This window comes from Campylobacter sp. FOBRC14 (assembly GCF_000287855.1).
In the GTDB taxonomy this organism is placed as follows: Bacteria; Campylobacterota; Campylobacteria; order Campylobacterales; family Campylobacteraceae; genus Campylobacter_A; species Campylobacter_A curvus.
In genome coordinates this window covers 1-26353 of the sequence record NZ_ALJJ01000008.1, presented here as the reverse complement: position 1 = coordinate 26353, position 26353 = coordinate 1, and the positions used below count along the sequence as shown (strand labels likewise).

Sequence of the window (26353 nt, the reverse complement as noted above, 5' to 3'; positions counted from 1 at the left end):
GCAACCAGTTTATAAGGCCTAAAATACGATGTTTTAGGTAGCGATACCAAGCATCTATTTTAAACGCTTTTGTCCATTGTGACAAGATTGTGACGTAGCTGTCATTTATAAGTTACTGTGAATAACTATAAAATCGAGCTTCTCCATATCTTGACACATGTGCCATTTAAGCTGCTTTTAATTTAAAGAACGCGGATTAAATATCCAAATTGTTTAAGAAAGCAGCTCTTACCTTGTTTGTTGCCAAATTTTTAGCATAAGGCTTAAAGGTGATAGTTGCATCTGCATGCCCCATCATGGAACTTACCCATAAAGGATCTTCATTAGCAGCTATCATCTAATGAAGCGAACGTGTGTCTTGTTTGGTAAAAGACACTATATTCTAACCCGGCACGCTTTAACGCCTCTTTCCATCTTCTGTTTAAAGTCTTAGGCTCATAAAGCATAGTGCCGTTTTGTGTAGGTAAAACCCATTCACTATCGTTATCTTGCTTTAAATTTAGCAAAGCCTCTTTTACGTGACGCAACATCTTTATGATCCTGATAGAGGTTTGCGTCTTTGGCGGATTTAGCATGCCGCATCTGATAGCCTGATCTATCCTGATGGTCTCTTTTTCAAAGTCTATCTTGTCCCAGCGCAGGGCTATCATCTCACCCGTCCTCATCCCGGTGAAAAAGGCAAGCTTCAGCACATTTGCAAAGTGCGGATCAGCCACGCTTATCACTCTTTGCACTTCACTAAGGCTAAGGGGTTTTATCTCGACCTTTTCGTTTCTTAACTTCGGAACACTATCAAATGGATTTCGCTTTATCAGCTCATCCATTACTGCATCTTTTAATATCATCGAAAAGACCGAGCGGATGTTGTATATCCTTTTGTTAGACACTCTTTGTCTTAGCTTGTTTTGCCAAGTATCCAAAGCTAGCGGTCTTATATCTTTAAGCGCTGTATCTCCGAAATCTGGCAGTATCCAGTGCTGAAAGTCTCTTACGTAGGTTTTATGAGTTAAAAATCTCACTCTGCCCTCGTAGGCCTCTAAACGCTTGTCGGCAAACTCATTTAATTTGCTGTCTCCTGACGCGTCCTTTTTTCGCTTTCCTTTTTCGATACGATGTGCCTTGTAATTATTTCGATATAGTGTTTGTTGGCCCAAGCAAGATTGAATTTGTCCGCTTTCTTGTTTGTGCTGACCCTATATCTTTTACCCTCAAACGTCGCATCTACCCAAACCATATTCCCGCGTATGTATGCGTGATTTGTCATTTCGTCTCCTTTGTTATCGGAAACGACTTGCTTATTTGACGATTGAGATTTTACCAAAGCTTGGATTTTAGTTTGCTTATCGCTTCGTAGCTCACATACCATTTGCCTATCCTAAAAAATATCTCCTTTTGAGGTTCAAAATTTGCCTCCATTATCAGTCTCTTATAAGCCCCCCGAGTAGCTTAGATCCAGTATCCTTGCTGCATCGGCTAAGGTTACAAGCATGCTTGAGTTTTTCATCACCTCAAAAAGTAGTTTGTTTAGCTTTTCGCCTATCTCGTTTAGCTGCATTTGCAGCGCCTCTATGCTACTTATTTGTCGCTCCGTCTAAACACTCGAGCACACCACTTGCTAGATTGTGATAGATCCTTTCGGCTATCTTTTGCCTAAAGCCGTCGCCTATACCGAGGGTGTCGTATTCTTTCATCTCTTTATCGCTAAAAAGCTTTATGTCCGCCCCGTTTCTAAAATCCTCATAAACGATCGCGGCTCTATCTTTGGCTTCTCGCTTTAACGTCTTTTTGACGTAATGTGTTACCATGGGCATCGTTATGACGCCGTTTCGTAGTCTATTTAATCCGTCCGTATCGCAAAAGAGCATCTTTGCCAGTTCGCTTTGCCTATGATTAGGCACTGCTGATATCAGCTCGGACAGCAGCCCCATCTCAAAGGCATTAAAATCGCCCTTGTTTGTGACATCCATAGCTAGGTTCATGACCTCTCCTTTCGTAAAATTACTTTTCGCTACGCTAAACAAAGCATATTGTAATATGCTTTGTCATCTAGCTTCGCTCACATCTAAATTTTTAAAAACTCATTTAGAGCCGTTTTAAGAAGAGATAAAATTATGGACGTGTTTTCCCTCTAGTTTTATCTCTTTCGTTTGATCACGTGTAAATTTGATCCCCTTACGTAGGCTTTAATTTACAAAGTAAAACCTCATTCTACCGCCGACACTTCCAAAGGCGACCTTTCTACCGTCGACCAGCTCGTCTATGCCCTCTCGCATAGCTTTTACGGGGTCGAAGTTCTCGTGCATCACCTTTGAGCGTATGTAGTTGCTTATCTCCTCTGCACCGCGCCCCACATTTGAGACTTTTTGCTTAACGGGCGCGAAAACTCCTCTGTAACTGTTGCATATCGAGGTATTTAATATCTCGTTGCAATCTAGCCCCTGCGCTTCAAATGTGCTTAGCTTATTTACGATCGCCTTTGCAGCCGTCTGCGTCAGAGGGTGTTTGCTCTCTTTTCGCATTGCCACGAAGTCCGCCCACATTTGAGGATTTACGCTCTTAGGTAAGACTACGTTGAAGATATTTACTTGATTTACGGATTTTTGCTTGCTTTTAAAATGAGCTGGATTTTCTTTTTTGATATCTTTAAGCTCATCTAAAATTTGCTCGTCAAATTTTGAATTTTTTTCGACTTTTCTTTTTATATTTTCTTTTAAATTTACATGATTACATATAATAGGATAGTCGTCGGACATTTCGTGAGACATTCGTGCGTCAAAAATGTCCGACGGATTTTCAACTTCTATATCTTTTTGATACTTAAGAAATAGGTCGATTTTAGTAAAAATTTTCCTACCGCTCTTGTTATTTATATTTTTATATAGTATGCCTATATATTCGCCATCCTCTAGTTCGCTTAGTATCCTCATTATCGTCTTTGTCGAGCATCCGCACTTATTAGCCAAATATTGATTTGACGCTACGCAGCACTCCTCATCGTTTTTTGAGAGCTTTACGAGCATGGAGTAGAAAAACTTCGCCCTACCGCTAAGCGTCATGTCAAATTCAAGCCGCTCTGGCTTGCTGATAGTCTTTGCCATCTTTCAGCCTTTTACGGCTTCGTGGTATCCTGCAGCCTCTAAAAAGTCAAGCGCCACGTCATACCTTAGCCTTAGACTTCGTCCCTCGCTGGTTTCATCGACGATCATATATCTAGCCTTTTTCAGCTCCTCAAAGGGCTTTTTTATACTATCTACGCCCATTGCCGAGGCTAGCTCCTCGTCGCTTGCATGGCAGATATCATCCTCGTCATCGTCTGCGATCTTGGCGATATGTAAAAACAGTATCCTTGCCTCGTCGCTAACTCTCTCGTCGCTCACTATGCGCCATGGCACTGCTAAAAGTCTTGCCATCGTTCATCCTTTGCTTTTACGCCCGCTAAAGCTAGTAAGCCTTAGTGGTCTAGCCAAATATTTAAAATTTTACACATTCGGCTAAATTTATTTAGGCGACCAAAAAGCCGTTACCGCGAACTTACCAGCCGCCAACCTAATCACAAATCAACAATGCTAAGTAAAATATCGCGTGTTTGTCTGCACCGGATGCAGAGCTACCATTTTTACACTTATGAGCTCGTGCGCTCTAAAACCCCCTCGCAGCTTCAATAAGGGGCATTACAGCGCACGAGGGCTACTCGATGACGTAGCCCATTTGACGTAATTTGTCGTAAGTTTGCTTTATCTGTGAATTATGAAAAAAATACACTGGCTTGTCTTTTTTCTTTAGTAGATCGAAAATAGCAAATTTAGGTAGGTTGTTTTGTCTTGCGAAATTGCTTATATTTCCGAACTCCAATATCATCTTTCTCGCATCTATTTTTACTATTAATCCTTGCATATTTATTCCTTTTTAAGTTTTTTGGTATAATTTTAGTAACTTTTGGTAATTTTAAAAGAATTATACTTCCTTTTTATAATAAAGTCAAGTATTTTACTTTGATAAGGAGTAAATTATGACAGAAGCAGAAGAAGTCCTATCAAAGATAAGGCTCTTATTGGGCGTAAAAACTGATAGAGAACTTGGAAAAATATTGGAAATTCCTTATGGAACTTTGGACGGCTGGAAAGCCAAAGGGAGTATTCCAAAAAAAAGATTTTCAGAATTTTCTAAAAAACTAGGGGTGGATATGGACATACTTGTCAATGGCAACAACAATGGTATCGTTTTAAAAGGCGACAACAATACCATAAACGGGTTTAAGGGGATGCCGATAGATAAAACTTTGGCAGAGTTTTGCCAGCTTTATGAAGAGTATCGCACGCCGAAAATCGAAGCCGAGCTGATAACGCTTATTGAAAGGCTAAAAAAAGTGAAAGAAGCAGAATTTTAAGGGAGATCAATGAAATTTTATAAAACCTTATTTGCTTTTGCCACATTTATGTGGGTTAGTCTTAACGCACATGTTGATTTCGATAGCGATGTGCAGCTATTTTTTAACAATACGCTTTTAAAATATGAAGCTCAAGGAACCAAGCTACTTAAAAAATACGATGAAGCACAAGCGCATAAAAAAATTTTAGAGACAATTTCACAAAGCTGCATAAAAAGTCACGATATAGCAGACTGTGCCCTTGCTGTGGCAATATATGATCGCCAAAAAGAGATACAAAAAGCAAAAGAGCCGTTAAAAATACTTATGGACGGATTAAAATATAAGTGTGATACTGAAAACAACGCTACGCTTTGTCATTTATTCGCAGGTGTTATAGATGATTTTAAATCTAGTGAAATTACACAAAACTTTAAACATCTAAAAGAGCAATATATGGTAAAGGCATGTGATTTAGACGACTAAAGCGCATGTTATGAAATCTTGTATGCCATAAAAGACGATTATGATCGTCTAAATAAGGCTGATGAATATTGTCATAGGGGTTTGTCTAGGTTTTGCTTAAACTTAGGCTTTTGTTATGCTGCACCAAAAGGAGAGCGCAACGATTTACAAGCATGCTTTTTCACAAAAGAAAAGCCCGTTCCGCAATCCCAAAAGGCGATTAAATACTTTAAAAAGTATTATGAGCTTAATCCGTTTGAGCCGCCTTCTGCACTTGGTGAGGAGCTTATTTTTGATGGACAATGCAAGGATGGATTGAAAATTTTAAGAGATTATTGCGACAAAAAGGATGACCAATCCTGCTTCTTGCTAGGTTATGCGTATCTAAGTGGGCAGTGCGTAAGATATAGCACAAAAGAAGCCAAGAGGCTTTTTGGTCTGGCTTGTGATTATGGATTTCAAGGTGGCTGCACAGAATATAAACGAATGAGTAAATGATTGCTATATTTTAAATTTAGGAGTTAAACATGAAAAAACTTTTTATCTTTGTTTTTATCATAGTGCTACTGGCCCCCACATTTGCGTTAGCTTATGGCTCTCACTTTGTTGGCGGGCATATCAGGAAAAACGGAAGCTACGTCGCCCCACATTACCGCACAAATCGTGATAAAACGAAGCTAAACAACTACTCTACAAAGGGCAACTACAATCCATATACCGGCAAGAAAGGCACTAAAAATCCATGGTAGCTTTTGCAAAGAACTTCAAAATTTAAAACTATTGTATGAACGAGCGTTAGGGTTAAATTTATTTCTCCGTGGGTCTTGGACCCCCCCCGCGACCAACGAAAAATAGGCCCTGTCAAAAAGGGGCAAATTTCGATCTCGCAGCAGGCGGTCTAATAAATCCGCTCGGCCAAAGCCTAAAACCCAAAAGCAAAAAGCCAGATAGCCAAGCCATAAGCGCGTGTATCCTTACCTTAAATTCCTCTTAAATTTATCTCGTTGCGACACAGATTTTGCCCGATTGTGCCAAAGCCCAGCCTATAAAATGCGTCTATATCGGCGTTTGCTTTGCCAGTTCCGTAGGGTAATTGACACGACGGCGTTTGTTTCGACCCGTTTTGTCAAAGCTTTCTTTAAGCCTGCACTTACTTTTCTGCCTGTGACCCACGCAGGTCTAAACTCCGGCAAAAGCATGCAAGCTAAAATTTCACTCTTTCGATCTATGTTTCACGCCAGAACCCTCGCCAAAACCCGCTTGCAAAAATTGCAACGACTTTAAAAACTCAAATCCGCACGCAAATTTTGGTATAAAAACAGCCAAATTTCTATATCTAAAAGCCAAAAAGCTAAGCGAAGGACCGTAAAAACAGCCTCAAAGACGCAAATGACGGCGGGCGTAGCCTGCAAGGCAAGCTAAAATCTCACATGTGGCACGCGGCCGGTAAAATGTGGCGCGGTAGGGTGCGGTGGGCAGTACGTGAAGCGAGCGGTCAAGAGGAGAGTAAAGCAAGCACGAAAGCGGCGCGTGGCTAAGAAGAGAAGTAAAGCAGGCGCGAAATGCAGGGCGTGGTGAGGCGAGCAGACAAAGCAAAGCAGTGTGAATTATACGGCGGATTTCACGGATTTTATGAGTTCGTCATACTTCTTTGCCTTGATGTAGGCGGTCAAAAACGGCTCTACCCACTGCGCATAGGTATTTTTCGTTCCCCAGTTCACGACGCTATTGTAGTTCATGCCGGTCAAATTTGCAAATTCTTTTTTAGTTAGCCCTGCTTGCTTCAGCAGTTTTTCAAATTCTCCTATTTCCATTTTAACTCCTTACACTTGAAATTATACAAAATTAATTCTTAATGTAATATTTTTAATTATTTATGATAAATTTAAGTCATTTTTAATAATTTAAAATGTATAATTACATTATGAATTAAATGAAAGGAATAAAAAATGAAAGAGCTAACGAAACAAATCGCCCTAAGCCTAGAGGCTAGCGGCTACATGCTTCGCCGCGGCGTGATAAGCTCAAAAGAGCACAAGCGCTATTATGAGTTCGTCAAGGGTAGCGAATTGGTGCTTTTGGCGTTTGAAGATATGAAAGACGGCGAGACGCTGCCTACCAAGCTACCATCTCGCCGCAAAGTTGCTCTCTAAATTTAGAGAGCCTTTATTTTATCAAATTTTAAAGGATATGAAAATGACACTTTACAAAATTCTAAACCTATCAGGCACTGAGTTTGGCGGAGAGCGCCCTGAATACCTATATATGAAAAAAAGAGAGGTTCAAAAAGGATACGACATCTATGGTGCACGCATCTATCTCATACCGCTTGATAAAGTCTCGGAAGTGTTTGCTGGCAAGAGCATAGAGCAGATCGATGCAAAAGACATAGACGCCGATACTTTTGAGGATTTTGACTTCATCAAAAAGATATCAAAAGAGATACTCGTAGATGGCGACTTTGAAAGCGACGAAAGATTTCTCGTCATAGAAGCGGACGGCCTAGCTATACATATGGAAGTGGCAAACGAAGATGAATATATGAGAGGCTTTGATGAAACTATCGCGCTTGATGATGGAAATGGCTATTTACACGAGCCAAAGACTATCGGTCTCATAGAGGACGAGATAGAGGTCGAATTCCTTGATGAGCCCATTGATGATGCAACAACATATTGGCTCAACGAAAACTACTTCAAAGAAAGCTTTGGCGTCACCGTAGCCGACTGGGAGCTCATATCAGTAGATGGAGAGAAAAAGATACTCGCATGGGAAGAGGGCACGCACGAGACATCTAAACGCTATATGCAAATTCTTGATTTATGATAGGGGCTTTGCCCCTAAATTTAACGAAAGGACGAACGATGAAAATTTGGAATTTAACTAAGGTTCATTACGGACCCAACGGAATGATGAGTAGAGAGCAAGATAAAGGAAACTATGCAAGCAACAGCATAAAAGTCATACTAAACTATATCAATAAGAAGTATAAGTTGAAAGTAAAAGGCTGGCAAACCTTTGACAGGACCGCATACTGCTACACAGATGAAGACGAGGCTAGAACGGTATGGAACTTAGACCTTGTAGCCGAGGGCAAACTCATAGAGCCCTAAAGCTAGACAGAAATATTAAATTTTTAAGCTCATATTTAAAAGCCGTGTGTATAATACTTAAAAAGGCTAGGCGTTGAGTAAAAGAGATAAACTGATACAAGAACTTGAAAATAACCCAAAAAACGTAAGATTTGAGGTGCTTAAAAATTTGCTTGAAAGTGACGGCTGGGAGGCTCTAAACAACGGTTCGTCTCATTGGCAGTTCAGAAAGGGCGGCGAGCGTATAACAGTGCCATATAAACGCCCTATAAAGCCACTTTATGTAAAAAACGTATTAAAAGCGCTAAAGGATGAAAAATGAAAAAAGATTTGAACTACTACCTAAATTTGCCTTATGAAATCATCGTAAAAAAACTCACCAAAGAAGAGGGTGGCGGATATTTTGCGAGATATAAAGACTACCCTTATGTAATGGGCGATGGCGAGAGCGAAGCCGAGGCGATAGCTGATGTCAAAGAGGCGTTTAAATTCGTTATTCAAACCGATTTGGAGAGAGGTGATTTCATCCGTGAGCCCGAGACGAAAACTATAAGAGTGAATATCTCACTCCCTAAAAGCTTGCTAGAAGCGATCGATAAGGTAGCCTCTAACCGCTCGGCCTTTCTTGCCAACGCAGCCAGTAGAGCTTTAGCGGGACAAAGATAAGGAAAACAAAAATAATAATTAGCCTAGAATTTAAAACTTCAGATAATAAATTCATCGAGCTTGTAAAACAAATGGCTAAATTTGCAAATATCGACGTCGTGGAGCACAAAAAGCCATCTCGACTAGACAAAGCTATCAAAGAAGTTAAAAATGGCGAGGTCGAAACTTTTAAAAATTTTAATGATTTCGAGAAAAGCCTAAATGCTTGATATAGCCTATACCAAAAGCTTAAAAAGAGCTTTTAAGAAGCTAAATAATGACGATCAAGAAGCCACTAAACAAAATTGATTGCTCGTTTATAAAAAACAAGATGATATTTTGACCCTGACTTGCGTCGAAGTCGGTAGTCATAGCGAAATTTTTGACTAATGTAAATTTTTACAAGTAGCTGCCAACTGATAGTTGACAGCTGGCATTATCCCCTCGCTCTACCCATCTCCTCTTTTCCCTCGCCTATCTTTTTGAGAGCATCGGCCTTTAAATTTTGTATCTTTGCCTGCTTAAGCTGCAAGTCAAGCTGCATGTTTTGCATCTGCAGCTGTTCGGCTGGGCTGGCTTGCTTCGAGGCTTGTTGGTCGTCTGCTATCATCATCTCCCTGACATCTCTTGCGATAGGACTGTCGCTATCATCAAGCATCAGCGGTATTAGACGTTTTATCATGTTTGGATCTATCGGCGTGATAGTTTTGATGATTTCAGCCCAGTGTTTTAGGATATCCTCGCGTTTAGTCTTGACATGCGGCACTAGATTTAGGCTGATGTCATACATGCCGACCTTGATTTTGTTTTTCACGACCGCTTTGCCGTCCTTGATCTTTACATCGCCGTTTGCATCTCTTTCTTTCTCGTTTATCGTAAAATACCTTTCGGCGTTGTCCTTTTCGACTATTCTAAATACCTGCTCGGCATCGAAATAGCGAGTGATGAGATCGATCGCCTTTAAAAATATCATCTTATCCATTGCAGCACTCGCGCTTAAAAAGCCTTGTAGGCTCACTATACCGGCATTGTTTCGCTGCTCTATGGCTGAGCCACTTAGGCGATTTACCGCAAGCCCCAGCGTCTCGTCATTTAGTCCGCTGAGGCGTTGCGCGGTAGCTCTAGCGTCCGCTACCTTTGCACTTAGATTTGAGATTTGAGGCTGATTATTTACGATCTCTATTTTTTTATCTGCTAGAGCTCCGTTTTTTACGCGAACTACCGCATTATCGATATTTATCTCTTTTGCAAAAGTATCTGCGTCATCTACCGCGTCGCTTTCATAGAGTATCTTTGAGCTGCCTATCATATTTGCCATTCTGTTCTCGGCAAAATTTATAAAATCTATTTGAGGTTTAAGGTTTCTAAAAAAGCCATACCATCTGTTTTCATCATCGATTTTGAGTTTGCAGACGGCAAAAGGGTGCATACCGTTTGCAAATGGGCTTTTCTCGTATCTAAGTAGCACCAAGGTATCGCCCATTATGTATCTATTCCACGTATAGCCGTTTTGAGATTGGCTATCGGGCTCTTTGATCCAAAATTCATATATATTCACGCGCTTTCTATATCTTGAGATGATGTTTAGCTTTAGTGCATTTGCCTTTTGGCCAAAATATACTTTCGCATCCTCAAAGTCCATACTCATGAGCTTGATGAAGTATTTCGCATCGCTTGCGTCCTCCTCACAAGAATATGGATCTATATAAAACATATCAGAGGGTATGGTGCTAACTGTGATAGCCTTTTCTTTCTTGCCCCACTCATCGCTCGCGTCAAGCTCTTTGATCCATACCTCGGCCACGCCAAGTCCAAGCAGTAAATTTTCATCGTTTCGCTTTTTTTGGCGTGAAAACTCAAGTGTATCGCTGATAGCCTTGATGATGTCGCCAAGCACCAGCGCCATGTCGCGGTCCGCCTTTTGCCTGCCGATGACTTCGGTATCTTGCCTTGACATGTCTTTATAGCCTTGTATCTTTTCTATAAGCATGGCAAGGATATTTTCATGTATAGGCGGCTGTCCTCTTTCCTCTAGTATGGATATCACATCGCTTGGCAGTTGTTTTCCTCCATAGTATCTCTTTGCTAGGCGGTATTCGGCTATGCTTGCCGCATTTTTTTGAACGGCTTCTTCTAGTATGTCTTTTAGTTGATCTATGCTTAGCATATTTTATCCTTTAAATTTTGCTCTGTTTTCATCACTTCTCGCCCCTTAATATAGGATTTTCAAAAGTCATCTTTTCGTTAAGGTTTCTGTCAGAATAAAAGGTTATAATTTCATCAGAAACCGCAGGTCGAGGTAATTCAGTCGTGTAAGACGTCCCTGCGGTTTTATTACTTACCACAAGCCTAAATCTCACACCGTTTTTATCTTCCCACTCGTATATTCTTGCATTGCGCTTATTTATAAAAGGCTCTTTATATTTAGCCAAAAACTCACGCATATTTTTACCGACATTTAAAAGCTCGTCGTTTGTCACATACCCTTCTTGATCTTTATCTGTCAAATGCCTTATTTTTATATGCTTAGCACCATCGCGCCTATCGCCTCTTTTATATCTTATTAAAGCACTATCCACATCATCAAGGTCTTGTTTGATATAAGTGGCTTTCTTTTTATTGAAAGTCACATTATAAATCCCTCTTTTTTCTTTATCCAGCTTGGTGATATTTAGCACTCTTGCCAGAGAGTTTTTTAGTCCGTTATTAGCATTTAGCGCCAGCCTTTTTATATCATCGCCGCTAAATTTCATCTTTGCCATTTTTATGGCGCCAAGCCCTAGCAGGGTAGCTATCACGGCTTTTGTGCCGTCAAAGCTATATCCGTCCTCGCTGTCCTCATCTTTTTTAAAGCCAAGTAGCGCTGCAAGCGGAGCTATGTTTGCGTTTAAAATGACTTCATTGTTCGCGTCGCTTTGTTTTAGCTTTGCTATGATCTCGTCATGCTCTTTTATCGCTTCTCTTAGTTCGGCTTCTTTGCTAAAGCCTTTGTTTTCGTTCTTTTTTAGAGATACGAGCTCTTTTTTATCTTCTATGGCTCTCTTTTCTATCCTTGAAATTTCACTCGGGATATTTTTTAGCACGTTATCAAACCTTGTAAAAAGCCCCTCCGTTATCTCGCCAAGCTTTATACTTGCTAGCGCATAGCTGCGTTCGTTTTCAAGCGCAAAGGCATATACACCGCCACGCCTCTGGGCCACTATCTCAAATCCGCGGTAGCTGCCGAGCCTTACCTCTTTGCCGTCATAATACGGCAAGCTTTTTAGTATTTGAGCGATAGCTTGGCCTCTATCCTTGAAGCTATACTCCTTATCTGCGATCTTGACGAAATTTTCCTTTTCGCTCCTTGGCTCTATGGCTTTTATATCCGCTCTCGTCTCCTCTAGGGCTTTTGGATAGTAGTCTATGTTTGATTGTAGGTTTTTCATCTTGTAGCTTGCATTGATGTTTGCTTGCATAAAGCGTCTTTTTTCAGCGTCCAGCTCTTTTATCTTGCCGGCTAGCTCGATCTCCTTTAAAATGTCCGGGTTTCCGCTAGCTAACGCTTTCATAGTAGCTGCATCTACTACATCGTCGCTGATATCCTCTGCACTTCTTTGAGCGATGTCACCTTTTCTGATTTGGGCTATGAATGTTCTTTTTTGCTCTATCTTTTCCCAGTTCATCGCATCGAGCATCTTTTTTGTTGCATAGTCATATACCTTGACCTTGAAATTTTGCTTTTCATCAAGCAGTTTGTTTCCTTGCCTTTCTACCCTGCCTTGCCTTTGCTCGAGTGCTGCTGGCGTCCAAGGCACGTCGATATTGTGAAGTGCACTCACTCTTTCTTGGATATTCACCCCGGTGCCTATCTTTTGAGTAGAGCCAAAAACTATCCTCACCTCGCCGCTATTTACCTTTGCAAACAGTTCGCCTTTTGCGTCCGCAGTATCGTAGTCGTGGATGAAAGCTATCTCGTTTTCAGGTATGCCTTGCTTTATCAGTTTTTCTTTCATATCCTCATACACGCTAAATTTATCATCCAGCCTTAGTCCCTCGGCAGCCTTTGCCTCCAGCTTCGCCTCTGCCTCCTCATCGCCTCTTAGCGCTCTTTGCTTTAGCTCTTCAAGTTGCGCTCTTTGTTTTTGCTTTAGTTTTGGTGTCGATAGATCGCAGCAGATGATTTGCGTGCCTTTGGTATCATCATATCTGTGATACTCATCTATCACGTTTTTTACGGCTAGATTTACCTTTGAGCCCTCAAAGTCTGGCAGATTTGGATTTATCGTCCTCATGTCAAGGCTTGCCTTTTTTGCATCGTTTGTTATATTTAGATAGTTGTCGCTTTCATATCCCGGAAGCTTTTTATCAAGCACCTCGTATCTATCCAGTAGCTCCTTTGTATAACTTTCTTGCTCTGGGCTTATTTGGGCTATGACTTTTATCTTTTCAATAGGCGGCACGAAGTTATTCACCCCTTTTGCTGCCAGATCGGCTTTGACATCGTCGTTTGTGATGATATCTGCAAATTTGCCGTATTCGCGCATCAGCTCTGGTAGGTTTTCAAATTTTGCAAATCTTTCCTTTTGCACGTATTTGCCGGCTGCGTTTATCTCAAAGTTGCTTTCTACCTTGCCATAAAGGTTCGCCCACTCGTCAAAGGTCGTTATGCCTTTGGCTTTTAGTGCGTCAAGCCCAAGGTATGGGGTATCGCTTAAATTTATCGCAAGAAAATCTAAGAACGGCGAACAAAATAACTTATGTTTAAAATTTTAGTGATAAAATTTCAGGTAAGCCAAACGGACAGCGAGCTTTGAAACGGTCTTTGGGCTAAATGATTTTAAAATTAATCTTAAATTTAAGGAGTAAAAATGGATTTTAGATCTCAAAACGTCACCGATGCACCGGGTGATAATACGATCTTTATGGTGTGGAATTTCACAGCGGACAAAAACGCCTGTAAAAGTAGCTTTGAGCGGCTTTGCGGACTCGTGATAAATTTAAACAAGACTGCCAAAGTGAGATTTGGCGATGCGAACGTGAGCTGTGTTTTAGGCGTAGGGCATGACGCGTGGAAGCTACTTGACATGCCGACTCCGCTACCAAAGGAGCTTATAAATTTTAAGCCTGTCATCGGTGAAAAGCACACGGCGGTCTCGACAAAAGGCGACATCCATATCCACATCAGAGCCACTTGCACGAGCGCTTGCTTTGACATGGCAACGCACGTAAAAGACGTCCTAAGCGGCGTCGCGACATGCGTGGAGGAGGTGCAGGGCTTTAGATACTGGGACGGCAGGGCGATCATCGGTTTTGTCGATGGCACGGAAAATCCGCAAGGCGAGGACAGAGACATCTATGCCAAAGTAGGCGATGAGGACGCGAAATTTAAGGGCGGTAGCTATCTCTTCGTGCAAAAATACATCCACCCGATGAGTGAGTGGAACAAGCTACCAGTAAGCGAGCAAGAAAAGATAATCGGACGCTACAAGCATAGTGACATCGAAATGAGCGAGAGTGAAAAACCCTCAAATTCGCACTCGGCTGCGGCAAATGTGGGCGATGATAAAAAAGTCGTGCGAGACAATATGCCGTTCATGGCGGGCGGCGAAGTGGGAACGTATTTCATCGCGTATGCACGCACGTTTTCTACGCTTGAAATGATGCTTGAAAGTATGTTTATCGGCGAGCCAAAGGGCAACTACGACAGGCTGCTTGATTACAGTACGCCAAAGACCGGTACGCTGTTTTTCGCTCCGACGTTTGATATGTTGGAGGCTTACAGCGCCGATTAGCACGGCTTGAAGCTTAAATTTGGGGTTAAATTTAGCCCCTACACTTTTTGGTAAAGGAGCGCGGGCGGACGGGTAAATTTACATTCAGCCAAATTTAAAAAATAGCGCTCCACCCTTGATAAAATTCTTTAAACGAATACCTTAATGTGGATTTAAGGTAGCCATAATAGCTAAATTTAACCCTGGTCAGCTCAAATTTCCAGCCAAAAGCATTATATAATTTTAAAATTTCACTTTCGTAAAGAGCGACTACTAGCCTAAAATATAAATTTAAAAAATTAATTTTACTTCCTAAGATAAAAAATCATACTTTCATCATGCCTTTTTAGATAAAATTTTGAAACACCAAACCATCTTTAAGGGAGAAAAATGAAAAAGTTAGTTTTATCCGCGCTCTTGGCGTGTTCGCTCTTTGGGGCAGATATGATGTATAGCGAGGGCGTGAAGGACGTCTATGCTGACGCGACTAGCACGAAGTCTATCGGCAGGCTGCTGCCAACAAATGCCGTTAAAATTCTGCAAACCAGCGGCGATAGAGTGAAGCTCGCAGTGCAGGGCTATCAAAACCCGGCCGTGCCAAATGTCGTGTATTTTAGCGACTTTGCGCGCGTCATCGCAGTAGCGTTTTCAAAGACGGCAAACCCCGAGATAAAGGTGCTTCAAAAAGGCAAGGACGGTAAATGGGACAAGGTTGAGACTATCGTTTATGCGAGCAAAGACGGCTTTACGAGCGATCTAAAAGGGCTTTTTAACAAAGGCGAAACGCTTTATAAAGAAAGCTGTGGTGTGTGCCACGGACTGCACGCTACGACGCATTACAACGCAAATCAATGGCCAAGCCTGCTAAAATCGATGGTAAATCGCACGGCGATCCAAAAAGAGGATCAATGGGTCGTCATAGAGTATCTGCAAAAGCATTCAAGCGATGTCAATGTAGATAAAAAATAGCAAATTTAGCGCAAATTCTAACCAAATTTGCCGCTAAAAGTCGCTTCTGGCAAATTTTGCAAAGAAGTCAAAGTGCTTTAAATTTAACCACAAAGCACTCATAAGTAAAAAAGAGAGAAAAATGAACGAGAAAAGACGAAAATTTTTAAAGACCAGTGCACTGCTTAGCGTCGCGGCGAGCTCAAATTTGACCACATTTGCCTTTGGCGATGAGATAAAAACAGGGCTCGTAAAAGACGGCGAAGTGCTAACGGCTGCGTATTGGGGCATGATGAAAGCCACGCTAAAAGACGGCAAGATCGTTGGCTCAAAAGCGTTTCAGACGCTAAGCGAGCTAGAAAATCCACTTAAGGATTACACTGGGGAACTAGTTTATAACAAAGCTCGCGTAAAATACCCGATGGTGCGAAAGAGCTATCTAGCAAATCCCGATAGCCCAAAACCAGAGCTAAGAGGGCGTGACGAGTGGGTGCGCGTGCGATATGAGGACGCGATAAAGCTGGTCGCAAGAGAGCTAAAAAAGACGCGCAAACAAAAGGGACTAAGTAGCGTCTATGCGAAGTCTCCTGCGTGGAAATCAAGTGGCAACGTGCATAGCTCCACGACGCTTTTGCACCGCTTTATGAATTTAACGGGCGGCTTTGTAGGCGGGCTTGGCGACTACTCCACAGGAGCAGGGCAGGTCATAATGACGCATGTGACCGGCAGTATCGAGGTCTATGAGCAGCAAACCAGCTGGAATTCGGTGCTGGCAAACTCAAAAGTAGTCGTGATCTGGGGAAGCGACCCGGTGACGACGCTACGCGTTGGCTACACAGCCGCTGATGAGATGGCTTTAAAATACCTAGAGGATCTTAAAAAATCAAACATAGAAATCATCATCATAGACCCGGTTAAAAGCGAGACTGGCAAATATTTTGACAAGGCAAAATGGCTCGCTCCGCGTCCAAATACCGATACGGCGATGATGCTTGGCATGGCGTATCATCTTTATCAAACGGGCAATTACAGCAAGGAATTTTTAGAAAACTACACCGTTGGGTTTGAGAAATTTTTGCCATATTTGCTGGGCGAAACGGACGGCACGCCAAAAACGCCAAAATGGGCGAGCGAAATTTGCACCATCGATGAAGAGACGATAAAGCAGCTCGCGCTTAAAATTTATCAAAACCGCACGATGATAATGGGCGGCTGGGCTATGCAGCGCGCTCATCACGGCGAGCAGCCATACTGGATGCTTGTCACGCTCGCGGCGATGCTAGGACAGATCGGTCAGCCAGGGGGTGGCTTTGGTTTTAGCTATCACTACGCAGGCGGTGGCGTACCGACCGCGCTTGGCGGCGTCATCGGCGGTATGAACCCAGCCGACATCGGCGTGATAAAAGATGATAAATTTATCGGCTACGCAAAAGACGTGGCGGACGAAAAGCTAAAAAAGGAGCTTGACGAGCTCTCTCATGCTGCTATCCCGGTCGCCAGAGTCGCCGACATGCTACTAAACCCGGGCAAAACGATAGATCACAACGGCACAAGGATAAAGTATCCTGACATCGACTTCATCTACTGGGCGGGCGGAAATGCGATAAATCATCAGCAAAACATCAACAAAAACGTAAAAGCGTGGCAAAAGCCTCGAACCATCGTCGTAAATGAGATGTATTGGACGCCGACGGCAAAGATGGCGGACATAGTTTTCCCTGTCACGACGCCATACGAGCGAAACGACATCACGATGGTGGGCGATTATTCAAATCAATACATAAGCCCGATAAAGCAATTGGTTGAGAAGCAGTTTGAAGCCAAAGACGACTATCAAATTTTCTCTGATCTTTGCAAAGCCTATGCCGACGGGCTGGTTGAAATTTACACCGAGGGCGGCAAGAGCGACCTTGACTTTGTCAAAAAGTGCTACGACCTAGCGGCAAAAGCCGTAAATGGCAACCCAAATTTAGGTATCAGCATGCCTGAATTTAACGAATGGTGGAGCAAAAACGAGGCGATAAAATTTGAAGCCACGCCAGAGAGCGAAGAGTGGGTGAGATTTGGCGAATTTGTAGAAGATCCGATCCTAAATCCTCTTGGCACGCCATCGGGGCTGATTGAAATTTACTCCGAGACGATAGCGGCGATGAATTATGACGACTGTAAAGGACATGCGATGTGGATCGAGCCGTCTGAATGGCTAGGTATGAAGGACAAACCAGCCTCGATACATCTAGTAAGCCCACATCCTAGTAACCGCCTGCACTCGCAGCTAAATCAAACCTCACTAAGGGATAAATTTAGCGTCGCGGGGCGCGAACCAATCGTCATAAATACCAAAAATGCCAAAGCTCTTGGTGTCAAAAATGGCGATCTCGTGCGAGTATATAACGAGCGCGGAGAGGTGCTAGCCGGCGCTATCGTGACTGATGAGATCAGGCAGGACGTGGCTAGGCTCGCTGAGGGGGCATGGTATGACCCTGATGCGAACGGGCTTTGCAAAAACGGCTGCCCAAATGTCCTAACTAACGACATCCCGTCAAGTAAGCTCACAAATGCAAACATCGCGCACACGGCTCTTGTCAATATCGAGAAATTTAAGGGCGTAGCTCCTAAGCTTAGCGCATTTAACGAGCCTAAATTTTCAAAATAGGGAGATAAAATGAACGAGAAAAGACGAAATTTATTAAAAGGTGCGGCGCTACTTGGCGCTATGCCTGTGGCTATGAAATTTAGCCCGCTTTCAGACCTGGTCGGACTAAGCGCAAGTGAGCTTGGCACGGGGCTCGTGAAAAACGGCGAGGTCGTCACCGCAGCTCACTGGGGCATGCTAAAAGTCACGGTCAAGGACGGTGTCATAGTAAAATCGGAGCCTTTACAAAAAACGAGCGAAATTTCAAATCCGCTGCAAAATTTCACAGCCGATATGGTCTATAAAAGCCGTATCAAATACCCGATGGTACGAAAAAGCTATCTAGCTAACCCCGACAGCCCAAAACCAGAGCTAAGAGGGCGTGACGAGTGGGTCAGAGTGAGCTACGAGGACGTGATAAAGCTGGTCGCAAGAGAGCTAAAAAAGACACGCAAACAAAAGGGTAATCAAAGCGTATTTGCCGGCAGCTACGGCTGGAAGTCAAGTGGCAACGTGCATAACTCGCGAATTTTACTTCACCGCTTTATGAATCTAAGCGGCGGCTTCGTGGGCTCTCTTGGCGACTACTCCACGGGCGCTAGCCAGGTCATAATGCCCCACGTAGTCGGTAGTATCGAGGTTTATGAGCAGCAGACCAGCTGGCCTGTGGTGCTGGAAAACTCAAAAGTCGTCGTCATCTGGGGTGCAAACCCAATCTCCACGCTTCGCATCGCATGGACGAGCACCGACGAGCAGGGATTTAAGTATTTTGAAGAGCTCAAAAAATCAAACATCGAAGTCATCGTCATAGACCCGGTCAGAACGCAAACGGTGCAGTATTTTGACAAGGCTCGTTGGATCGCTCCGCGCCCAAATACCGACACGGCGATGATGCTAGGCATGTGCCACTATCTTTATACATCGGGTAAATACGATAAAAATTTCATCGAGACATACACGAGCGGCTTTGATAAATTCGTGCCATATCTGCTGGGCAAAACCGACGGCACGCCTAAAAATTTGGAGTGGGCGAGTAAAATTTGCGACCTGCCAGCAAAGCTCATAAAGGAGCTTGCGGATAAATTTATGGATAATCGCACGATGCTGATGAGTGGCTGGGGCATGCAGCGCGCGCACCACGGCGAGCAAGCGCACTGGACGATGGTGACGCTAGCAGCCATGTTAGGGCAGATCGGGCTTCCTGGCGGGGGCTTTGGGCTTAGTTATCACTACTCAAACGGCGGCGCTCCGACGTGCAAAGGCGGTGTCATCGGCGGCATAAACAGCTCCAGCGTAGGGAATTTCGACGAGCAAGGAAATTTCATCGGCACGGCATTTGGCGAATTTGACAGCCACGGGCAGTTTATCGGTAAAGCCGCCAAAGGTGCGGCAGGCACGGGACAAAGCTGGCTACAAAAGGCAACAAAGTATGCCTTTCCTGTCGCTCGCATCGCGGATGCACTGCTAAATCCTGGCAAAGTGATAGACCATAATGGCAAAAAGATCACCTATCCTGACATCGACTTTATCTACTGGGTCGGCGGCAACCCGCTCGTGCATCATCAAGACATCAATACTCTCGTAAAAGCGTGGCGCAAACCGCGAACCATCGTCGTAAATGACCCGTATTGGACGCCGACAGCAAAGATGGCGGACATCGTTTTCCCGACAACGACGCAGTATGAACGAAACGACATCACGATGACGGGCGATTACTCGAATATGAATATCGTGCCGATGAAGCAAGTCGTGGCTAAATTTGCCGAAGCGAGGGATGATTATCAAATTTTCTCCGACCTTTGCAAGGCGTATGCAGACAAGCTGGTGCTCGCCTACACCGAGAACGGCAAAACGGAGTTTGACTGGATAAAGGAGTATTACGACGCGGCGTATGCGCAGGTGAGCTCTACGCCTGATCTGGTGACTGACATGAAGCCGTTTGAGGAATTTTGGGCGGAAAACAAGCCGGTAAATTTTGCCAGCACGCCAGAAAGCGACGCATGGGTGAGATTTGGCGAATTTAGAGAAGATCCGATCCTAAACGCTATCGGTACGCCATCAGGGCTGATTGAAATTTACTCCGAGACGATAGCGGCGATGAAATATGACGACTGCAAGGCACATCCGATGTGGTTTGAGCCGATCGAGTGGCTGGGCATGAAAAATAAACCGGCAGAGTTTCACATGCTAAGCCCTCATCCGACTGACCGCCTGCACTCGCAGCTAAGCAACACCGCTTTAAGGGATCGCTACGCCGTGGCAGATCGCGAGCCCGTGTGGATAAACACGAAAGATGCCAAGAAAAAGGGTATCAAAAATGGCGATCTCGTGCGTGTATATAACGCGCGCGGAGAGGTGCTGGCGGGCGCTGTGGTGAGCGATGATATAAAAGAGGGTGTCGTCAAGCTCGACGAGGGCGCGTGGTATGATCCTGACGCGAGCGGGCTTTGCAAAAACGGCTGCCCAAATGTCCTAACGATCGACATCCCGACCTCAAAGCTGGCAAACGGCAATATCTCTCACACGGCATTAGTAAATATCGAGAAATTTAAGGGTAAAGCTCCTGAGCTGACAGCTTTTAAAGATCCGAAATTTGCTTAAATTATGGGGCGGATCGCTCGGTCCGTCCTTTTTTAAATCTTAAAACCATAGCAAATCTTTATATTTAATAAAATTTAAATTTATTTTTATACGAGCACTTTTCAAGCACTATAATATTTTAAGATTTCAATATCTGCAATTACACAATCGTAAGGAGGAAAAATGAAATCAATGGCTTTTAAAGGCGCTTTGGCACTAATGATCTTTGCCTGTTTTTTATTTGGCAAAAATGAGGCTTATACCGATGTCGTAAAGTCACTTTACATAGATGAATCCTCGAGTAAGGTCATAGGTAGATTACTTCCCACTAATGCAGTAAGTATCGAATCTGTAAAAAATGACCGAGTAAAGCTCACTATCACAGGATATGTGAATCCAAGTGTAGCAAATGTGATTTACTTTAGCGATTCACAGCGCGTAATTGCCGCAGCTTTTTCAAAAACAGCAAATATCGAATTTAAAATTTTGCAAAAAGGAAAGAGTGGCAAATGGGATAAAGCGCAAGTTGTAGCTTATGCAAGTAAAGATAATTTTACTAATGAGCTAAAGCCTATGCTTGTAAAAGCGGAGCAAATTTATAATGAAAATTGTGGAATTTGCCATGTGCTTCCCGAGCCGTCGCACTCTAAAGCTAACCAATGGCCAGGTCTTTTACAATCCATGCTAAGCAGGACGGCGATCGAGAAAAATGACGAATGGCTTGTTATTCAGTATCTGCAAAAACATTCAGAAGATGTCAAACTAAAGGAGATCAAATGAATAGGCAAAGACGAAATATACTAAAGTATGGTGCGATCTTGGGAGCTATGCCCATCGCTAGTAAATTTAGTGCATTTTCAAATTTGATAGGTGCTCAGATGTCGGATATAGGCTCGGGCTTAGTTAGAAATGGGACCGTCTTGACCGCTACACATTGGGGAATGTTAAACGTTACAGTCAAAGATGGCATTATAGTAAAGTCCGAGCCATACCAAAAGGTAAGCGGAATTTATAATTCGCTTCAGTATTATACTGCAGATTCTGTTTATAAAACACGTATCAAGTATCCGATGGTACGAAAAAGCTATTTACAAAATCCAAATAGTCCAAAACCGGAGCTTCGCGGGCGCGATGAGTGGGTACGTGTTGAATACGAGGATGCGATAAAGCTAGTAGCTAGAGAGCTTAAAAAAACTAGAAAGGAACATGGAGACGAGAGTATATATGCAGGATCTCAAGGCTGGAAATCAAGTGGGAATTTTCATAGTTCTACTATTTTGTTGCATAGGTTTATGAATTTAACAGGTGGAGCTATCGTTACAATGGGAAACTATTCTACCGGAGCGGTAAGCTTTACGATGCCTCATGTAGTCGGTAGCATCGAGGTTTATGAACAACAGACCTCTTGGCCTGTCGTACTTGAAAATTCAAAAGTCGTGGTCATTTGGGGAGCAAATCCTATCTTAACATTAAAGATAGCTTGGACTACTACGGATGAACTTGGGTTTAAGTATTTTGAGGAGCTTAAAAGCAAAGATATAGAAGTGGTCGTGATAGATCCTATAAGGAGCGAAACAGTCAAATATTATGATAAATGTAAGCATATCGCCCCTCGTCCGAATACAGATGTAGCGATGATGCTCGGTATGGCCCATCATCTATATATCTCAGGAAAATATGATAAGGATTTCATAGAAACCTATACTTATGGTTTTGAGAAATTTTTACCGTATCTGCTGGGTAAAAGTGACGGCGTAGCTAAAACTCCAGAATGGGCGAGTAAAATTTGCCAGGTCAAACCCGAAGTGATAAGAGAGCTTGCGGATAAATTTATGGATAATCGCACGATGTTTATTTCTGGTTGGAGCATGCAAAGAGCGCATCACGGCGAGCAGCCTCACTGGATGCTAATAACTCTTGCTTCTATGATAGGTCAGATCGGACTACCTGGAGGAGGCTTTGGTCTTAGTTATCATTATGCAAACGGAGGAGTTCCTACGTGTAAAGGTGGTGTGATAACAGGTATAAGTAGAGGTAATATAGGAAATTTTGATGAAAATGGTAAATTTACGGGTACTCATAAATCTCCAGCTGTCCAAGCATGGATAGAAAAAACTAAAAAGTATAACTTTCCGGCTCCAAGGATAGCCGATGTTATGCTGCATCCTGGCAAAGTCATAGATCATAACGGCAAGAAAATAACATACCCTGATATCCAGTTTTTCTACTGGGCTGGCGGAAATCCTATGACTCACCACCAAGACCTAAATACTCTTACAAAGGCTATGCAAAAGCCCAGAACCGTAGTCGTAAATGAAATTTACTGGACGCCGACGGCAAAAATGGCTGACATTGTGTTTCCTATCACGACTTCTTTTGAGAGAAATGACATAGTCATGAGTGGCGAGTACTCAAATATGCACATAGTACCCATGAAGCAAGTCGTAGAAAAATTTGCAGAGGCAAAAGATGACTATCAGGTCTTTAGTGATCTTTGTAAAGCTTATGCTGACGGACTTTATGAGGTATATACTCAAAATGGTAAAACCGAGATGGATTGGATAAAAGAATTTTATGATGCCGCTTATGCTCAAGTCAAGGCCGTACCGGATCTATCCACCGACATGAAGCCTTTTGATGAATTTTGGGCGGAAAATAAGCCTGTTATTTTTGCTTCCACACCGGAGAGTGACACTTATGTAAGATACGGTAAATTTAGAGAAGATCCTATACTAAATGTACTTGGAACACCGTCTGGATTAATCGAAATTTACTCTGATGTCGTAGCTGGATTTGGCTATGATGACTGCTGGGGACATCCTGCATGGTTTGAGCCTGTTGAATGGCTAGGTATGAAAGATAAGCCGGCAGAATTTCATATGATCTCCTCTCATCCCGAGGATAGACTACATTCACAGCTTAATTATACGAGCTTGCGTGACCGTTATGCTATAAATAATAGAGAGCCTATCTGGATAAACAAAAACGTCGCAAAGCGCAAAGGTATAAAAGACGGTGATTTAGTAAGAGTCTTTAATAAACGAGGAGAGATAATAGCTGGAGCTATATTAACCGATGACTTTGGGGAAGATATAGTAAAGATAAACGAAGGCGCATGGTATGATCCAGATGAAAAAGGTTGCTGTAAGAACGGTTGTCCGAATGTCTTGACTATTGATATCCCATCTTCAAAACTAGCAAATGGAAATATCGCACACACGGCATTAGTAAATATCGAGAAATTTAAAGGCATTGCCCCTGAGCTAACGGCTTTTAAAGATCCGAAATTTGCTTAAATTATGGGGCGGATCGCTCGGTCCGTCCTTTTTGAAATTTCATAACAAGTGTAAAACCATCGTAAATTTGGCTTTCTGAAACTGAAACATAGATGTAAGACAAACTATAAATAAAATTTAAATTATTTTTAATATGAATTTAACTAAAATGCCGAAAATTTTACTCTTAAGGAACACGATGCTTAAAAAAGTTGCTAACAAAATAGCCCTTATAATCCTTGTTTTGCTGACGATTTCGTTTGCTATATTCGCTACGATAAGCTATGAAAATACGCAAAGCACCATACTGGAATTTTCAAAAACAGCCAAAGAGTCATCGACTCGCTCGGCGACGATTTTCATCAAAGAGTTTTTGGATACCAAGGTTTCGGCTGTTGAAAATTTCGCTAGATATATCGAGAGCAAGCCAGAGCTTATGCACGATAAAGAAAAGCTAAAAGGCGATCTTTTAGCCGCTGCAACAGCTGTAAATATGGCTGAATTTTACGTTGGCTTTGCGGATACAGGCGAAATTTATGATGCCATCATCAAAAAAGGACAGTTGCCAAATGTGGTAAATTTAACACCACAAAAAGATAACTTCGACGCTAGGACCAAGGGCTGGTATAAACAAGCCGTAGAAAAGGGCGGGCTCATCTTCACTCCGCCATACGTAGCTCAGTCAAGCGGCAAATGGAGTCTCACGATAACTACGCCGATAAAAATAAACGGACAGATAGTGGGCGTAGTCTCTGGCGATATGTATCTTGACGACATCAGTTCAAATATCGCGCAGATAAAAGAGTCTGCGACCAGTGCGATAAACATAACCGACATAGACTCAAAACTCTTGGTGTATCATCCAAATCAAGACTACATAATGGCAAAAAAGCCAAAACTGCAAGCTGCGATCGATACGTTTATAAAAGAGTATAAGCAAAACGGCGGTAAGGCGTATTTTTATGAGCTAGGAGATGACCAAAAGCTTGGTGCATGCGAAATTTACCCTACTGCAAACTGGCTCGTATGCTCCGGAAATTCACTAAATGACTACACGCCCGTGCTAAATAAAGTCCTTTTGAGCCAGTCGGTCCTATCAGTCATTTTCATCGTTTTGATCGTTGCAATCTTGATATTTGTAGTCAGCCGATTCCTTAAGCCGCTTGGCTTTATCTCAAATGCGCTTAACTTTTTCTTTAAATATCTAAATTTTGAGATAAAAGAGCCTGTAAAAGCCGATGTCACGACAAAAGATGAATTTGGCGTTATGGCCGAGCTCATCAACGAAAATATCGCTAAGATCGAATCTGCAAAGACCGCTGAAAATAACTTCATAAAAGAGGCAAATCGCTTTGTAGATAAGATAAAATCAGGTGACTTTATGGCAAGTCTTGATGCAAACACGCCAAACCCGGCGCTAAATCAATTAAAAGATACGTTTAAAGAGCTTCAAGTTGCCCTTAAAGAAAATATCGCCAAAAATAATGTCGAACTGCTAAAACTGCTTGAAAGCTTTAAAAATCAAGACTTTACAAAAAGGATCGACGACAATGGCACTCTAGCTGTGGGTATAAATTCTCTCGGCGAGCAAATTTCAAATATGCTCAAATCCAGCCTGGATCAAGCTCATAGTCTCGAAGAAAAAGCCCAAATCCTAGCCGACTCTATGAAAGAGCTCACAAACGGAGCAAATTCTCAAGCAAGCTCACTTCAAGAAAGTGCAGCAGCAGTAGAGCAGATGTCAAGCTCGATGAGTGCAATAAGCCAAAAAACACAAGATGTCATAAGACAATCTGAAGAGATAAAAAACATCATAGTGATCATTAGAGACATAGCAGATCAAACAAACCTTCTAGCACTAAATGCTGCAATAGAAGCAGCACGCGCAGGAGAGCACGGTAGAGGCTTTGCCGTTGTAGCAGACGAGGTGAGAAAACTAGCTGAAAGAACACAAAAATCACTTGGTGAGATAGAGGCTAATACAAATGTCTTAGCTCAAAGTATAAACGAGATGAGTGAATCTATAAGAGAGCAAGCAGAAGGCATAAATATGATAAATCAATCAGTTGCTCAAATAGATAACCTAACTCGTCAAAACGTGACTGTTGCAAACAGGACTAACGAAGTGACATCTGAAGTAGATGATATGGCTAAATCCATAGCTCAGGATGTAAGGAAGAAGAAATTTTAAATTTATAGGGGTGAGCGACTCGCTCTTATTTTGTAAATCTGGCTTGAGGGCTTTGTCTTCAAGCCAGATCTCCACGCTCTTTAACTTCTAAAATATATGATCTTTCACTCATAAAATTTAGCCAAGTTATATATATCAATTGATAAAATCAACTTTATTTTTATTACAGCTTTTATCGATATGCCCTAAAAATCGCAAGCTAAAGAGTAATATTTCATTATAATTTTTAAATAAATTAAAGATTACTTTAATATTATCGAGTTACAATAACGCCCAAATAATACGTAAATTTATAGTAAAGGAGCTTTTATGAGATCCATAACCAACAAAATAGCACTCATGCTATTGATTGCGTTGTTTATCGCGTTTGCAGCCATATCGGCTGCTAGTTACTACACGGCTG

25 protein-coding genes and 2 pseudogenes are annotated in these 26353 nt (G+C 42.4%); 17 read left to right on the top strand and 10 right to left on the bottom strand.

Annotated features, from left to right (window positions below):
• Positions 1-323: 323 nt before the first annotated feature.
• From HMPREF1139_RS03230 to HMPREF1139_RS03210, 7 genes are all read right to left on the bottom strand, one after another.
• Complete coding sequence (locus HMPREF1139_RS03230; protein ID WP_009649910.1) at positions 324-1019, bottom strand: tyrosine-type recombinase/integrase; 696 nt, start codon at positions 1017-1019, stop codon at positions 324-326.
• Between the two features lie 41 nt (positions 1020-1060).
• Positions 1061-1264, bottom strand: coding sequence for a hypothetical protein (locus HMPREF1139_RS11525; protein ID WP_009649921.1), 204 nt, complete (start codon positions 1262-1264; stop codon positions 1061-1063).
• A 162-nt stretch (positions 1265-1426) separates the two neighbouring features.
• Entirely contained in the window at positions 1427-1555 is a 129-nt protein-coding gene (locus HMPREF1139_RS11960; protein ID WP_009649915.1) for a hypothetical protein, read from the bottom strand.
• Positions 1556-1571: 16 nt separating this feature from the next.
• On the bottom strand, positions 1572-1979 hold the full coding sequence (locus tag HMPREF1139_RS03225; RefSeq protein ID WP_009649898.1) for a hypothetical protein: 408 nt from the start codon (positions 1977-1979) through the stop codon (positions 1572-1574).
• 204 nt (positions 1980-2183) lie between these two features.
• The gene (locus HMPREF1139_RS03220; RefSeq protein ID WP_009649901.1) at positions 2184-3098 is read right to left on the bottom strand and encodes a helix-turn-helix domain-containing protein; all 915 of its coding nucleotides are present in this window, start codon (positions 3096-3098) and stop codon (positions 2184-2186) included.
• A 3-nt stretch (positions 3099-3101) separates the two neighbouring features.
• Positions 3102-3410 carry a hypothetical protein gene (locus HMPREF1139_RS03215; RefSeq protein WP_009649920.1) on the bottom strand — a complete coding sequence of 103 codons (309 nt, stop codon included), beginning with the start codon at positions 3408-3410 and terminating at the stop codon, positions 3102-3104.
• Between the two features lie 277 nt (positions 3411-3687).
• The gene (locus HMPREF1139_RS03210; protein WP_009649907.1) at positions 3688-3894 is read right to left on the bottom strand and encodes a hypothetical protein; all 207 of its coding nucleotides are present in this window, start codon (positions 3892-3894) and stop codon (positions 3688-3690) included.
• Between the two features lie 115 nt (positions 3895-4009).
• Here HMPREF1139_RS03210 and HMPREF1139_RS03205 point away from each other — a divergent pair, with 115 nt between their 5' ends.
• From HMPREF1139_RS03205 to HMPREF1139_RS03190, 4 genes are read left to right on the top strand one after another with little or no spacing between them, the layout of a single operon-like run.
• A complete protein-coding gene (locus HMPREF1139_RS03205) occupies positions 4010-4387 on the top strand; it encodes a helix-turn-helix domain-containing protein (protein WP_009649914.1) in 378 nt (125 codons plus the stop codon).
• 9 nt (positions 4388-4396) lie between these two features.
• The gene (locus HMPREF1139_RS03200; RefSeq protein ID WP_009649902.1) at positions 4397-4852 is read left to right on the top strand and encodes a hypothetical protein; all 456 of its coding nucleotides are present in this window, start codon (positions 4397-4399) and stop codon (positions 4850-4852) included.
• Between the two features lie 18 nt (positions 4853-4870).
• Positions 4871-5329: a sel1 repeat family protein gene (locus tag HMPREF1139_RS03195; RefSeq protein ID WP_009649903.1), complete on the top strand. Its 459-nt coding sequence runs from the start codon at positions 4871-4873 to the stop codon at positions 5327-5329.
• Positions 5330-5358: 29 nt separating this feature from the next.
• Entirely contained in the window at positions 5359-5580 is a 222-nt protein-coding gene (locus HMPREF1139_RS03190) for a hypothetical protein (protein ID WP_009649918.1), read from the top strand.
• Positions 5581-6438: 858 nt separating this feature from the next.
• On the opposite strand, the gene HMPREF1139_RS03185 is transcribed toward HMPREF1139_RS03190, so the two are convergent.
• Positions 6439-6645: an acyl carrier protein gene (locus tag HMPREF1139_RS03185; RefSeq protein WP_009649926.1), complete on the bottom strand. Its 207-nt coding sequence runs from the start codon at positions 6643-6645 to the stop codon at positions 6439-6441.
• A 135-nt stretch (positions 6646-6780) separates the two neighbouring features.
• Here HMPREF1139_RS03185 and HMPREF1139_RS03180 point away from each other — a divergent pair, with 135 nt between their 5' ends.
• The 5 genes from HMPREF1139_RS03180 (at position 6781) to HMPREF1139_RS03160 (ending at position 8589) form a co-directional block, all read left to right on the top strand.
• A complete protein-coding gene (locus HMPREF1139_RS03180; RefSeq protein ID WP_009649912.1) occupies positions 6781-6984 on the top strand; it encodes a hypothetical protein in 204 nt (67 codons plus the stop codon).
• A gap of 43 nt (positions 6985-7027) precedes the next feature.
• Positions 7028-7657: a hypothetical protein gene (locus HMPREF1139_RS03175; protein WP_050998741.1), complete on the top strand. Its 630-nt coding sequence runs from the start codon at positions 7028-7030 to the stop codon at positions 7655-7657.
• An 83-nt stretch (positions 7658-7740) separates the two neighbouring features.
• The gene (locus tag HMPREF1139_RS03170; protein WP_009649908.1) at positions 7741-7944 is read left to right on the top strand and encodes a hypothetical protein; all 204 of its coding nucleotides are present in this window, start codon (positions 7741-7743) and stop codon (positions 7942-7944) included.
• 73 nt (positions 7945-8017) lie between these two features.
• Positions 8018-8245, top strand: a complete 228-nt coding sequence (locus tag HMPREF1139_RS03165) for a type II toxin-antitoxin system HicA family toxin (RefSeq protein WP_009649899.1) — start codon at positions 8018-8020, stop codon at positions 8243-8245.
• Positions 8242-8589 carry a HicB family protein gene (locus HMPREF1139_RS03160; protein ID WP_009649919.1) on the top strand — a complete coding sequence of 116 codons (348 nt, stop codon included), beginning with the start codon at positions 8242-8244 and terminating at the stop codon, positions 8587-8589. The genes HMPREF1139_RS03165 and HMPREF1139_RS03160 overlap by 4 nt, the downstream gene beginning before the upstream one ends.
• Positions 8590-9004: 415 nt before the next feature.
• On the opposite strand, the gene HMPREF1139_RS03150 is transcribed toward HMPREF1139_RS03160, so the two are convergent.
• Together HMPREF1139_RS03150 and HMPREF1139_RS03145 are read right to left on the bottom strand one after the other, a co-directional pair.
• A complete protein-coding gene (locus HMPREF1139_RS03150; protein WP_009649900.1) occupies positions 9005-10735 on the bottom strand; it encodes a portal protein in 1731 nt (576 codons plus the stop codon).
• 31 nt (positions 10736-10766) lie between these two features.
• The gene (locus HMPREF1139_RS03145; RefSeq protein ID WP_009649905.1) at positions 10767-13139 is read right to left on the bottom strand and encodes a helicase C-terminal domain-containing protein; all 2373 of its coding nucleotides are present in this window, start codon (positions 13137-13139) and stop codon (positions 10767-10769) included.
• 279 nt (positions 13140-13418) lie between these two features.
• Here HMPREF1139_RS03145 and HMPREF1139_RS03140 point away from each other — a divergent pair, with 279 nt between their 5' ends.
• The 8 genes and pseudogenes from HMPREF1139_RS03140 to HMPREF1139_RS12095 all read left to right on the top strand — a co-directional run.
• Positions 13419-14342: a Dyp-type peroxidase gene (locus tag HMPREF1139_RS03140; RefSeq protein WP_009649904.1), complete on the top strand. Its 924-nt coding sequence runs from the start codon at positions 13419-13421 to the stop codon at positions 14340-14342.
• Between the two features lie 369 nt (positions 14343-14711).
• Complete coding sequence (locus HMPREF1139_RS03135) at positions 14712-15290, top strand: cytochrome c (protein WP_009649911.1); 579 nt, start codon at positions 14712-14714, stop codon at positions 15288-15290.
• 121 nt (positions 15291-15411) lie between these two features.
• Positions 15412-17925: a molybdopterin-dependent oxidoreductase gene (locus HMPREF1139_RS03130; protein ID WP_009649922.1), complete on the top strand. Its 2514-nt coding sequence runs from the start codon at positions 15412-15414 to the stop codon at positions 17923-17925.
• 9 nt (positions 17926-17934) lie between these two features.
• Entirely contained in the window at positions 17935-20505 is a 2571-nt protein-coding gene (locus HMPREF1139_RS03125; protein WP_009649924.1) for a molybdopterin-dependent oxidoreductase, read from the top strand.
• 162 nt (positions 20506-20667) lie between these two features.
• Complete coding sequence (locus tag HMPREF1139_RS03120) at positions 20668-21264, top strand: cytochrome c (protein WP_009649916.1); 597 nt, start codon at positions 20668-20670, stop codon at positions 21262-21264.
• The gene (locus tag HMPREF1139_RS03115; protein ID WP_009649906.1) at positions 21261-23780 is read left to right on the top strand and encodes a molybdopterin guanine dinucleotide-containing S/N-oxide reductase; all 2520 of its coding nucleotides are present in this window, start codon (positions 21261-21263) and stop codon (positions 23778-23780) included. Before HMPREF1139_RS03120 ends, HMPREF1139_RS03115 begins: the two co-directional genes overlap by 4 nt.
• A 133-nt stretch (positions 23781-23913) precedes the next feature.
• Positions 23914-24777: pseudogene (locus tag HMPREF1139_RS12100) on the top strand (cache domain-containing protein); the annotation flags it as partial.
• A gap of 771 nt (positions 24778-25548) precedes the next feature.
• Positions 25549-25950: pseudogene (locus HMPREF1139_RS12095) on the top strand (methyl-accepting chemotaxis protein); the annotation flags it as partial.
• Positions 25951-26353: the final 403 nt, after the last annotated feature.